The following is a 12,844-nucleotide window of genomic DNA, read 5'->3' on the forward strand; positions in this document are numbered from 1 at the left end:
TTAGATTAATCTTTTTTCTTTAGTTTATTTAATATTTCCCATCTAGGGTCAATCGGAGCCTCTGGGTTTTCATCCTTTGCCTCCAACTCGTCTTGTTCATTTTCTTCGGATAAATAGACCAAAGCACCTTCGTCTTCAAATTCCTCATCATCCATTTCATCCATGTAATCGGGATGAATTTTTTTTGCAGGAATGGCCAAGAGAATAAATTCATAAATCAATTGGGCCACATTGATACTCGAAGTATCCTTTGTGACCATGAAAATATCTTCTGTTATTTCTTGTTCCAATGGACCGTACTTATAAATAATCTTCTCTTTAAAATCCAAAGGATAGTCAAATTCCTCTAAGCTTCGATCACAGGTTAATTTAACAGTTCCTTCAAATAAGAAGTCAGCTTCAATCACTGAAACTGATTTATTAAGTGCCACTTTTACAATTACTTTGGACCCGTTGATCCAATCTTCAGCTTCGAAAAATCTGAAAAACTCATCTTTGACTTCAAACCTGAATGTATGTTTTCCATCCTTAAGTTTGATGATGTCAATATCGTAAGCTCTCAAGAATTTCATCACTCCTCCTTCTAATTCAAGAGCGCAAATTTAGGCAAATGTGGTGGAAAAATAAAATTTGGCCTGAAATTATTTTGAATAGATGGTTTGTCATTTGGAAAACACCAAAGAAGACGTCTTTTAAAGGTCCATTCTTAAATCTTTTCAATCTTTTGATAGGAAGCCAAAACCCCACGGACCATGGCAGCAGAGAAACCATGATGTTCCATTTCATTCAACCCCACAATTGTACAACCCTTTGGAGTGGTAACTTTATCTATGGCCTCTTCAGGATGCATATTTTTTTTGATCATAAGTTCGGCAGCCCCTTTTACTGTTTGGTTTACAATCTGACTGGCAGTTTTTGCATCAAACCCTATTTGAATACCACCTTGTATCATGGCACGTATAAATCGAAGTACGTAAGCTATTCCACAGGCTCCCAGTACTGTAGCGGCTTCCATTAAACTTTCTTCAATAGTTATTGAAAAACCGATGCTATTGAATAGTGCTTTTACTTTCTCTTCAGCCTCCAAATTGTTATTGCGTGCAGTGATGCAAGTAACCGATTCCTGAATGTCAGCGGCAATATTGGGCATGGCCCTAAAAGCAGTCATTTTTGGGTCTAAATCTTCAAAAATCTCATCTAAAGTGATACCTGTTGCCAAGGAAATCACTATTTGATTCTTGGCATCCAATACTGGGTTTATTTCCTTAAGTATATTGCTGACATTGAATGGCTTGATACCAAGAATTATAAGTTCAGACTCTTTCGCTGCTATTACATTGTCGGAGTGGACCCTTACTCCTCTGTCCTGTAGATATAAAAGGCTACTTGGATTTCTTTTAGTAATGTGCAGGTTTTTTGCGTCAAAATCCGGTAAAGCCAATAATCCGCTTACAATTGAAGTGCCTAAATTGCCACATCCAATTATTGCGATTTTAGTATCCTTTAACATGCCCATGTGCAGCTTTTGGTTTGATAAGTGCGGTAAAGGTAAATAATTGCTCTGATTAATTTAATTTTTCCCAAAACCCAAGCTTAGCCCTATATGGATATCAGCTTGATTTGTATCAGCAATCAGGCCGGTGAGGACTGAATGACTACCGATAAAAAAGCCTCCAAAGCGAAATCCAATACCTCCGGTCAGTCCAGCGACCTCATAGCGCACCCATGGAGAATATACTTCAAAATTGCCCAAAATTAACCTCGGGGTCACTGCAAATAGGTTTTGTGCGGGTAATTGATCGTTATTATTGACGCTGTTGAATCGTTGCTGTGCATAGACACTCAGATAAAAAATACGGCTTATCTTTAATTCTCCATACGCTGCAAGTAAAGCAGGTAAACTTGTTTGTATTCCTTCCAATTGACTTCTGTTTGAAAAATAACCACTTTCTACCAATTGCTGTTCTATTTCGTTCAGATTGCCTTCCAGATTATCCAACCTGAAAATCTCATTTGCCGGAATATTGACTTGGTAGGTACGGTTTACCTGGTTTCTTCCAAATGTCATACTGCCTAAATTTCGCAGGGATAGACCCGCATTGACCTTGGTCCCCAAATCATCTTTCCAACTGTAAGTGGCACCCAAATCTACGCCAAAACCTTCCAAATTTTGGAAATTGAAAGCATTTCTGGTGAACCCAAAGGCATCATCTTCCAAAAAATCATTGGAATAACTTAAGTTGGCACTTCCGTTGATATTGGTAAGATAAACTTCATCATTTTCCTGAATCAGTGTTCCATTGATCTTGTCCAACCCAACGTTGGTATAGAGATAAGGGAATAATAATTTAAATGTGGCTCCAACAGAAAGGCTATGGGTATTTAATTCAATCAGTTCCAACCCTGCGGTAACCCCGAGCTCTGTCCAGCCATTGATATTGATCCTTTGATTCAAAGGACTGTTAATGGAAAACTCATTCCTCACCGTTCCCATACGGTTAGAACTTATGGATTCACCAAGTTTGGGATCAAGGTCTATTACATTTAAGCTGGCAAAAGATTGACTACTAATACCAAAGGCCCAACGATTCAATTTAATACCAAGAGATGGACCAAGAACTTCTACATTGGTCCTGACATTTACAGGCTTGTTGGCATTTTGAAAAACGGTTTCGAGCATATTATCAGGATCCTGTAATACATCTTGAAAGGACAGGATATTATTGCCCAAACTGCCCTGAAGAGAAAATAAATTCACTTCAATTTTCCGGTTCAGGTTATTGATTTCAGCGGGATTCATTCCCACGCTATGCATGCTTTTTCTTTGGCTATTTTGAATGCCTAAAAAAGAATTTTGAGCATTTAAAAAATTAGAAGCCAATAAAAATAATAGGAGGGTAAAAATTTTCTGCTTCATGGTTTATTTCTTTAAAGATTGAAAAGCGGGGTTATTTGGTAAAAATAAAAAGAAAAAGCCTTTAAGGGGCCTTTTCTTTTTTTTTGTCCTGATTAAGGTTGATTATGGGTTGTTTTTGTTATAAATCACCAGAAATTAGCTGGCTGTACTTATACCTCCTTAACCTCCATTGTCAATTTTTGTAGGGTATCTTTTGCATCTCCAAAAAGCATCCTGGTTTTAGGATAGAAAAACAGTTCATTTTCTATCCCTGCATACCCTGCACTCATTCCTCTTTTTAGAATAATGACATTTTTTGCCTGATCCACTTCAAGTATGGGCATGCCATAAATAGGAGAGGAGGGGTCGTTTTTAGCAGCTGGATTCACTACGTCGTTTGCTCCAATAACTACCACTACATCTGCATTCGCCAATCTGGGATTGATTTCTTCCATTTCCTGCATCCTTTCGTAAGGCACGTCTGCTTCTGCCAACAGTACATTCATATGTCCCGGCATCCTTCCCGCTACAGGGTGAATGGCATAATTGACTTCCACTCCCTTTTCTTCCAAAAGTTTTTCCAGTTCATGGCAGGTATGTTGGGCCTGGGCCACAGCCAGTCCATAACCGGGCACGATGACTACATTCTGAGAATAGGATAGTAACACCGCGGTATCAGAAATAGAAATCTCCCTCGCTGTCTGGTCTCCGGATTGTCCTTTGGCAGGCCCAGAGGCTCCAGCACCAAAAGCCCCCAAAAGCACATTGGTAAGGGAACGGTTCATGGCATTACACATCAAAATTGTCAGGATAGTTCCTGCCGATCCCACAAGAATACCACCTGTAAGCATGGCTTTATTATCATAAAGGAAACCACCAAAAGCAGCCGCCATTCCCGTAAAAGAATTCAATAAGGAGATCACAACAGGCATATCAGCCCCTCCGATTGGCATCACAAACAAGACACCATAGACAAGGGCAAGCCCCAGTAAGACATAGAACTGAAAAGGTGTACTTTCAGCAAATAGCTGATAAATGATCAAGACTACAATTGCTCCAAGCATGATCATATTGATGGCTTGATTCATGGGAAGTACTCTATCCTTGATTTTCCCTTCCAGTTTTCCGTAAGCAATCATTGATCCCGAAAACGATACAGAGCCAATCAACAATCCCAAAAGCATTACCAGTAACTCTCCATCAAAACCGGTCACTGTACTGTGTTGGTGGTGTTGGTATTCAATAATGGCAATCAAGGCCGCACAGGCACCTCCCATTCCGTTGAAGAAGGATACCATTTGGGGCATGGCTGTCATTTGTACTTTCTTTGCCATAACGGTCCCAATTACCGTTCCCACAATCAAACCACTAAAGATAAGACCATAATTCAATATTTTGTCTTCATCAAAATCTTGAAAAATGGTGAGTGTGGCCACTATGGCAATGAGCATTCCCGCTGCAGCGATCAGATTACCTTTCCTAGCAGAATCAGGATGACTCAGCATTTTTAAACCCACGATAAACGTTAAGGAAGCGATCAGGTAACTTATTTCCAATAGGTTGATGCTCATGATTTTTTTGGCTTTTTCTTAAACATTTCTAACATTCTGTCAGTGACCACAAAACCACCAATAACATTGAGTGTACCAACGATAACAGCCAAAAAACCAACCGATAGGGCAAGATAATTATCAGGAGCCGCTTGAAGCATAACAATGATCGCACCAACCACAACTACACCATGTATCGCATTGGCACCGGACATAAGGGGTGTATGGAGGATAGCTGGTACATTTGAGATAACTTCCACGCCAAGCAATATGGCCAAAACAAGGAAATAGATCATTTCCATATTTTCGCCTAAATAGTTTAATATTTCTTCCATTATGAATTGGGTTGGATTTGAATAATTCTAGGACTCACTGGTTTACCTTTATGGCATACACAAGTCCCTGTTACAATGTCATCTTCGAAATTGAGGTTAAGCTGACCCTCTTTGATGATAAGCTTTAGAAAGTTGAGGTAATTTTTACCATACATTTTACTGGCATCCTGTGGCATTTGAGCTGCAATATTTCCCACCCCAACTATACGCACACCGTTGATTTCAACAGTTTTTTCGGGTTCAGAAAGGGCACAATTACCACCGGAAGAGGCAGCCAAATCAATGATAACAGCGCCTGGTTTCATTGCCCTGACCGTCCGCTCTTCTACCAGCAATGGAGCCCTTCTTCCAGGGATTTGCGCCGTGGTTATGATCACATCGGCTTTGAGCGCGTGTTCATGAATGGTGTCTTTTTGCTTTTGCAGGTATTCTTCTGTTTGCTCAACGGCATATCCTCCTGCACCTTTATCCTCTTTGGCTCCTTCTACATCAACAAATTTTGCTCCAAGAGACAATACTTCTTCTTTGGCCGCTTGCCTTACGTCAAAAGCAAAAACAGTCGCTCCCAGCCTTTTGGCAGTAGCAATAGCCTGTAGACCAGCTACTCCAGCGCCCAAAATCAAAACTCTGGAAGGGGTGATGCTTCCCGCGGCCGTCATAAACATAGGGAAAAACCTGGGCAATAAATCTGCAGCCATCAAAACAGCTTTATAGCCTGTTACTGTAGCCATAGAAGACAAAACATCCATCGCCTGTGCCCTCGTAGTCCGGGGGACCAGTTCCATACTAAAAGCAGTTCGATTTTTCTCTATTAAATGATTGGTAAGTTTTGGGTTGTATAGTGCATTGAACTGCCCCATTAATACAGACTCGGGTTTCATGGTGTCTATTTCTGACATTTCCAAAGCCTGAATACCCAATAGGAGATCCGCATCCTCCAGTAACTTTTTCCTGGAATGTATTTCAGCCCCAGCATCCTGATAAAGGCCGTCGGCAGCAAATGCTTTTTTTCCCGCCCCTGATTCTACCCAAACATGGACCTTCCAGGAAATCAGGGTTTTTACTGCTTCAGGTAACAATGCTACCCTCGATTCTTCCGCCGGTTCTTTCAATATCCCAATTATCATAGATTTAATAAGTCATTAAGGGTAAAAAGGTTTAAAATATTTTTTAAGCACTCAATGTATTAAAAATCTTCTAAAATGAAAGTGATTTTTATCAGTCTAATCCTTTCTTTTTGAAAATTTTATGATTTTCCCCAAAAGTTATTTGGGATGGATGATAAATCTATATTTCGCCAAATTACAATTAAATGCGTAATCAATTACGAAGAAACTTTTTATTTTCTTGCTGGAATTTCACTAAATTCTTCAAGTAATCAGAAAGTTTCCAATGGCCTGAATGTTTATTGGGTACTAACTCATAATTGAGGTGGAAAGCAAAAGACCTGATAAATTTCACAAACACCTTCATTCCTCCCTTGATGGTCTCCAAAGGAAGGTTGTATTTTGGTTTTTAATATGGAATTGTTGTGTAAAGAATAGAGGAATGCAAAATCAATCATTGGTTTTGGCAAGCTGTAGGTTAAATTCCAATGGACTACAAGTGTTAAATTCATCTACTTTCAAGTCATCAAAGATTTCCTCATCAAAAACCATTTCTGTTTTCTCTACTTTTCCGTCAGGATGAATAATTAATTCAGTCCCGGAAAAATCGTCAGGATTAACTTTTACCAGGACCATGTAATCGTCAAAAACTCTTTTAAAGTATTGGGGTAAATTTTTCATGGCTTTGTAATTCTTATTTTCCAAAGTTACCTGGATTTTTGAATTTTTAAATTTCAAATCTTTACTGTAGGCATTGCTTTATTTGATGTAAAGTGATTTTGGTTGTTATTTTGAAGTTACTTTAGCCTTTCTGTATTTTTGGCAAAAAATTTATTAATTTGTTTTGTTGGTAAAAATGCCTTCCTAAATTTGCATCAGTGAATATGAAAATGATTCAATTAAAATATTGGTGGTGGCATGTGACTTCTCAATCCCGGGAGGAACTGATAGCTATTGCCTAATATTTAAAAAATATTCCAAATCAAGGCTTGCTGGTTTTTCCCGCAAGCCTTTTTGTTTTATATCCCTACAATATGAAAAAATTTTATATCGCAACATCTTTTAAAAAGCTTTTGGCTGATACGATTACTCCGGTCAGTATTTACCTTCAAGTCAGAGATCGTTTTGCTAATCCCATTCTTTTGGAAAGCTCAGATTATCATGGGCAGGAAAATAGCTATTCCTATATTTGCTTTAATCCATTGTCCTCATTTTCATTTAACAATGGCATGATCAAAGAGTCCCTTCCTAATGGACAAAATATCAGCTATCAAGTTGATGGACAAAGAAAATTGATTTCTTGCTTAAGGGATTTCGCCAATAAGTTTAATGACGATAATGGGAATCATAAATTCATCAGTAATGGCTTATTTGGTTATGTACAATATGATTCTGTGGCCTACTTTGAGGATATCAAGCTGACCAAATCCACAGCAGATAACGTCCCCATGCTTCATTATGCGATTTATCAACATGTGATCGTGGTGGATCACTTCAAAAATGAAATGTATCTTTTTGAACATCAGGTTGAAGGATATGAAAAAGAAGCAGCGCTTGGTCAAATAGAAACGCTGCTAAACAGTAAGAATATCCCGAATTATTCATTCAGGATGGTAGAAGAAGAGTACTCTAACTATACTGATGAGGAGTTCTTGGATATATTGAAGAAAGGGCAGGAGCATTGTTTTCGTGGAGACGTATTTCAAATAGTACTTTCAAGGAGGTTTACAACCAAATTCAAAGGGGATGAATTCAATGTTTACAGATCTCTCCGTTCTGTTAACCCATCTCCTTACCTTTTCTATTTCGATTATGGATCCTATAAGGTTTTCGGGAGTTCTCCTGAAGCACAGATTGTGGTCAAAAACCACAAAGCAACAATTTATCCCATTGCAGGAACTTTCAAAAGAACAGGAAATGATAAGGCCGATGCAGCCTTGGCCATGAAGCTTTATGATGATCCCAAAGAAAATTCAGAGCATGTTATGTTGGTGGATTTGGCTAGAAATGATCTGAGTAGAACCTCAGAAAAGGTAGAGGTGGAGGTCTTTAAGGAGATTCAATATTATTCCCACGTGATTCATTTAGTGTCCAAAGTAACCGGCACTTTACCGGAAAATGCCAATCCACTACAACTGGTTGCTGACACTTTCCCAGCAGGCACATTGTCCGGAGCGCCTAAATACCGGGCGATGCAGTTGATTGATGAGCTTGAAAACATTCCAAGAAAATTTTATGGAGGAGCCATTGGATTTTTGGGATTCAATGGGGATTTCAATCATGCCATATTGATAAGGTCTTTTGTTTCTGAAGGCAATGAACTGAGGTTTCAGGCAGGGGCAGGGGTGGTAGCCAAGTCCTCCATTGCTTCAGAGTTACAAGAAGTTTCCAATAAATTGGAAGCCTTGAGAGTGGCATTAAAAGCGGCGGAAGCCATCTAAACTCCTGTTGGACAAAAGGTATTTGTTTAAAAATTTTATTTGGATAAATGAAAATTTTGGTACTTGATAATTACGACTCTTTCACTTACAATTTGGTATACATCGTTCGTCAACTTGGCTACGGGAACCAAATGGAAATCTTTAGGAATGATAAAATCAGCCTGGAAGAAGTGAAGCATTACGATAAGATTTTATTGTCTCCAGGACCGGGAATTCCCGCTGAGGCGGGAATAATGCCCCAATTGATAAAGGATTATGGGATGTCCAAGGATATATTGGGGATTTGTCTGGGGAATCAGGCAATTGGAGAGGCATTTGGAGCTGGTCTTATCAATCTTTCAGAAGTAGTGCACGGTATTGCATCTGAAGTCCAGGTAAAAGCCGATTTGCTTTTCGAAGGATTGCCTATGACTTTTCGTGTGGGCAGGTACCATTCCTGGGTTATTGATGAACAGTTTTTGCCCTCAGAATTAGAAATTATTGCCAGGACACCGGATCAACAAATCATGGGAGTCAGGCATAAACAGCTGGCAATAAGGGGACTTCAGTTTCACCCAGAATCCATATTGACCGAACATGGTGTAGAAATGATGAGAAATTGGCTGGAAAGCTAAAGAGAAGGATTTCAAAAGTTTGAATTCAAATTTCTAGATAATAAAGCGTTGGGAAAATAATGAATCCCTGAAATGATCATATTAAAGTAACCGATAGAACCATAAATATCCATGAAAGAGATATTGAATCATTTGATTGAGCACCGCACCCTTTCCAAAGAACAGGCAAGGGAGGTCTTAAAAAACATTGCTACTGGAGGCTATAACCAAAGTCAGATTGCTGCCTTTCTTACAGTGTATTTGATGCGCAGTATTACAGTTGAGGAGTTATCCGGGTTTAGGGAAGCCATGTTGGAGTTATGCATTCCTGTGGAAATTTCAGAATATGATGCCATGGACCTTTGTGGTACAGGTGGCGACGGTAAAGATACTTTTAATATATCAACCTTGGCATCATTTATAGTGGCTGGAGCCGGACAGAATGTTGCCAAACATGGCAATACAGGAGTTTCTTCAATTTGTGGATCATCCAACCTTTTGGCCCATTTTGGCTATGAGTTCACCAATGATCCTGATAAAATCAGAAAAAGTTTGGATGAGGCGGGGATTTGTTTTTTGCATGCGCCGTTGTTTCATCCAGCTATGAAAAATGTGGGTCCAATACGTAAAGAACTGGGTGTCAAAACTTTTTTCAATATGCTAGGCCCCATGGTAAACCCAAGTTTCCCTAAAAAACAGTTGGTGGGAGTTTTCAGTCTTGAATTGGCCCGGTTGTACGCGTATCTCTATCAAGAACATGATGGCAGGTTCAGTATACTGCACGCTTTGGATGGCTATGATGAAATTTCTCTCACAGGGGATTTTAAAATGATTTCTAATGAGGGAGAAAAGCTTTATAGCCCAGATTCAATAGGAATGCCATTAATTGAACCTGAAAGTATCGCAGGTGGTGCAACTGTGGAAGCATCTGCCAAAATTTTTGAACAGATCCTCAAAGGGCAAGGTTCTAAGGAGCAGAATGCCGTCGTACTCGCCAATGCCGCGGCTGCCTTAATCACAGCTGATAATAAGCTCGGTTTTGACCAGGCAATCGAAAAGGCAAGTGCTTCTCTTTACTCGGGTAAGGCTTTGGCCGTTTTCAAAGCGCTTGTCAATCCAAAAACCAAAATTTCAATTTCAAGTTGATATGAATATACTGGATAAAATCATTGCACATAAAAAGGCCGAAGTGGCCGAAAAAAAGAGTTTAGTGCCCACAAAGCTCCTCGAAAAGAGCGTATATTTCAATTCACAGGCAGTCTCTATGAAGAAATATATCCAAAGGGAAGATAAAACAGGTATTATTGCCGAATTCAAAAGAAAATCCCCTTCCAAAGGAAATATCAATGTCAGCGCTTCAGTAGAAGCTGTGACTATAGGTTATATGCAGGCAGGTGCTTCGGCGCTTTCCATCCTTACTGATAATGATTTTTTTGGCGGTAAAAATGAAGATCTTAGTTTGGCAAGAAAGTTTAATTTCTGTCCGATTTTAAGAAAAGATTTCATAGTCGATGAATACCAGGTAATTGAAGCAAAATCCATAGGAGCAGACTGTATTCTTTTGATTGCGGCAGCACTCGAACCCAAAAGGATAAACGAACTGGCCTATTTTGCACACAGTCTTGGGTTGGAAGTTTTAATGGAAGTGCATGACGGGGAAGAATTGGAAAGGAGTCTCAATGAACATTTGGACCTGGTGGGAGTCAATAATAGGAGCCTAAAAACTTTTGATGTTTCTTTAGATACTTCCTTTGGTCTGGTGAATAAAATTCCATCTGAATTTTTAAAAATATCCGAAAGTGGAATATCTCAGCCAGACACGCTTGTTGAATTAAAAAAAGCTGGATATGATGGATTTTTGATAGGAGAAAATTTCATGAAATCAGGAAGACCTCAGCAGGCAGCACTTAATTTCATGAATGCTTACAGGAAAATACTTAAAAAAGAAGGAACCACGATCGCCTCATGAAACTCAAAGTCTGCGGTATGAAATATTTACCAAATATTCAGGAGCTCGAAGATCAGGTCAGACCTGATTGGATGGGCCTGATTTTCTACTCTCCTTCTCCCAGGTTTGTGGGTAAAAAGGTAAACCCTGAAATCGCTAAAGTTTCACTGAATAAGGTGGGGGTTTTTGTCAATGAGCCATTGACATCAATTCTGGAAAAAACGAAGCATTTTGGGCTTTCTGGCATTCAGCTTCATGGGGATGAATCAGTGGATTTGGCAAAAAAAATAAAAAGCATTACAGGGTTAGAAGTGTTTAAGGTATTCAAAGTGAAAAATAAGATTAATTGGTCTGTTATGGAGCCATTTCTTCCATGGGTAGATTATTTTCTTTTTGATACCTTCACAGAAAACCACGGTGGAAGTGGTCAGCGTTTTGACTGGGAAGTTTTGAATGATTACCCATTTGACAAATCATTTCTTCTGAGTGGTGGTATAGGTATGGAACTTGTTGGGCAAGTTAATGATCTAAAAAAACAGCTTCCCCAAATGTTGGGGGTGGATATCAATTCAAAATTTGAGTTGGAGCCGGGCCTCAAGAATATTCCTGAAATTAGAAAATTTAAAAAGCAATTGATAAATGAAACTGCATAACCTGTTGTGTTTTTCACAATATCGCGCAACTATATTCCAAAAACGATATGATTAGAGTAGATGAAAAGGGCTTTTATGGGAAATTTGGAGGGGCTTACATCCCTGAAATGTTACACCCCAATATTGATGAGTTGAAGGAGAATTATGAGCAGATAATGGCTTCAGATGAATTTCAGGTAGAATTCAGGAGTTTGCTCAAAGATTTTGTAGGGAGACCTACTCCGCTCTATTTTGCCTCCAGGTTATCGGAGAAATATGGAGTAAAGATTTACCTTAAAAGAGAGGATTTATGCCATACAGGTGCGCATAAAGTGAACAATACGGTGGGTCAGATCATCATGGCCAAAAAGTTGGGGAAGAAAAGGATCATTGCCGAAACGGGAGCAGGACAACATGGAGTAGCTACAGCCACTGTCTGTGCCTTGATGGGAATGGAATGTACCGTTTATATGGGTGCTCTGGATATTCAAAGGCAAAGGCCTAACGTGGAGCGCATGAAAATCTTGGGCGCTAAAGTGGTGCCGGCCACATCAGGTTCTCAGACATTGAAAGACGCGACCAATGAAGCCATGCGCCAATGGATCAATAACCCTGTGGATACGCACTACATTATAGGTTCGGTCGTAGGTCCCCATCCTTATCCAGAAATGGTGGCCAGGTTCCAATCTGTGATTTCTGAAGAAATTAAGTGGCAACTGAAGGAGAAGGAAGGTACTGAAAACCCTGATTTGGTAATTGCTTGTGTAGGGGGTGGGAGCAATGCTGCAGGGGCATTTTTCCATTATTACAATACCCCGGAAGTAAGACTGATTGCAGCAGAAGCTGCAGGTTTAGGAATAAGTTCTGGAAAATCCGCCGCTACCACGGCATTGGGTACCCCAGGGATTCTACATGGAAGTAAAACTCTTTTGATGCAAACGGAAGATGGACAAGTAGTAGAACCACATTCCATTTCGGCAGGTTTGGATTATCCCGGCATTGGCCCTGTTCATGCCCATTTATTTGATACAGGAAGAGGAGAGTTTGTTGCAGTGGAGGATGAAGATGCCATGAAGGCGGGAATAGAACTCAGTAGGTTGGAGGGCATTATCCCTGCTATTGAAACTGCACATGCAATCCATGCACTCACTATGATCGAATATAAAAAAGATGATATCATTGTGATCAATCTTTCAGGCCGTGGGGACAAAGACTTGGATACTTATATCAAATGGGGAGGATATTGAGAAGTGTGAAGCGAGAGCTTACAAACAAGAGACAAGAATCATGATAAGTGTACCAAGTACTAAGTACAAAGTACCATGTAACTTCGGCTTTAAGGA

13 protein-coding genes are annotated in these 12,844 nt (G+C 39.6%); 6 read left to right on the plus strand and 7 right to left on the minus strand.

The genetic code is table 11. From position 1 onward, the window contains the following. Positions 1–5 precede the first annotated feature (5 nt). The 7 genes from QZT73_RS07160 to QZT73_RS07190 form a co-directional block, all read right to left on the minus strand. Positions 6–572, minus strand: coding sequence for a DUF177 domain-containing protein (locus tag QZT73_RS07160; protein ID WP_291787404.1), 567 nt, complete (start codon positions 570–572; stop codon positions 6–8). A gap of 134 nt (positions 573–706) precedes the next feature. Continuing rightward, entirely contained in the window at positions 707–1,510 is an 804-nt protein-coding gene (gene proC, locus QZT73_RS07165; RefSeq protein ID WP_291787421.1) for a pyrroline-5-carboxylate reductase, read from the minus strand. A 60-nt stretch (positions 1,511–1,570) separates the two neighbouring features. Continuing rightward, on the minus strand, positions 1,571–2,917 hold the full coding sequence (locus tag QZT73_RS07170; protein ID WP_291787406.1) for a DUF5723 family protein: 1,347 nt from the start codon (positions 2,915–2,917) through the stop codon (positions 1,571–1,573). 149 nt (positions 2,918–3,066) lie between these two features. Then, positions 3,067–4,467, minus strand: coding sequence for an NAD(P)(+) transhydrogenase (Re/Si-specific) subunit beta (locus tag QZT73_RS07175; protein ID WP_291782361.1), 1,401 nt, complete (start codon positions 4,465–4,467; stop codon positions 3,067–3,069). Further along, on the minus strand, positions 4,464–4,781 hold the full coding sequence (locus tag QZT73_RS07180; RefSeq protein ID WP_291782358.1) for an NAD(P) transhydrogenase subunit alpha: 318 nt from the start codon (positions 4,779–4,781) through the stop codon (positions 4,464–4,466). Before QZT73_RS07180 ends, QZT73_RS07175 begins: the two co-directional genes overlap by 4 nt. Continuing rightward, positions 4,781–5,908, minus strand: coding sequence for an NAD(P) transhydrogenase subunit alpha (locus tag QZT73_RS07185; RefSeq protein WP_291782356.1), 1,128 nt, complete (start codon positions 5,906–5,908; stop codon positions 4,781–4,783). Before QZT73_RS07185 ends, QZT73_RS07180 begins: the two co-directional genes overlap by 1 nt. Positions 5,909–6,337: 429 nt before the next feature. Continuing rightward, complete coding sequence (locus QZT73_RS07190) at positions 6,338–6,568, minus strand: hypothetical protein (RefSeq protein WP_291782365.1); 231 nt, start codon at positions 6,566–6,568, stop codon at positions 6,338–6,340. Between the two features lie 353 nt (positions 6,569–6,921). Here QZT73_RS07190 and QZT73_RS07195 point away from each other — a divergent pair, with 353 nt between their 5' ends. From QZT73_RS07195 to trpB, 6 genes are all read left to right on the plus strand, one after another. After that, complete coding sequence (locus tag QZT73_RS07195; protein ID WP_291787408.1) at positions 6,922–8,328, plus strand: anthranilate synthase component I family protein; 1,407 nt, start codon at positions 6,922–6,924, stop codon at positions 8,326–8,328. Between the two features lie 47 nt (positions 8,329–8,375). Further along, positions 8,376–8,942: an aminodeoxychorismate/anthranilate synthase component II gene (locus QZT73_RS07200; RefSeq protein WP_291787411.1), complete on the plus strand. Its 567-nt coding sequence runs from the start codon at positions 8,376–8,378 to the stop codon at positions 8,940–8,942. Between the two features lie 111 nt (positions 8,943–9,053). Further along, on the plus strand, positions 9,054–10,067 hold the full coding sequence (gene trpD, locus QZT73_RS07205; RefSeq protein WP_291787414.1) for an anthranilate phosphoribosyltransferase: 1,014 nt from the start codon (positions 9,054–9,056) through the stop codon (positions 10,065–10,067). A 1-nt stretch (position 10,068) separates the two neighbouring features. After that, complete coding sequence (trpC, locus tag QZT73_RS07210) at positions 10,069–10,890, plus strand: indole-3-glycerol phosphate synthase TrpC (RefSeq protein WP_291787416.1); 822 nt, start codon at positions 10,069–10,071, stop codon at positions 10,888–10,890. A 17-nt stretch (positions 10,891–10,907) separates the two neighbouring features. Then, the gene (locus QZT73_RS07215; protein ID WP_291784758.1) at positions 10,908–11,522 is read left to right on the plus strand and encodes a phosphoribosylanthranilate isomerase; all 615 of its coding nucleotides are present in this window, start codon (positions 10,908–10,910) and stop codon (positions 11,520–11,522) included. 47 nt (positions 11,523–11,569) lie between these two features. Next, entirely contained in the window at positions 11,570–12,748 is a 1,179-nt protein-coding gene (gene trpB / locus QZT73_RS07220; protein ID WP_291787419.1) for a tryptophan synthase subunit beta, read from the plus strand. Positions 12,749–12,844 lie beyond the last annotated feature (96 nt).

The organism is Cecembia sp., from assembly GCF_007126775.1.
Lineage (GTDB): Bacteria > Bacteroidota > Bacteroidia > Cytophagales > Cyclobacteriaceae > Cecembia.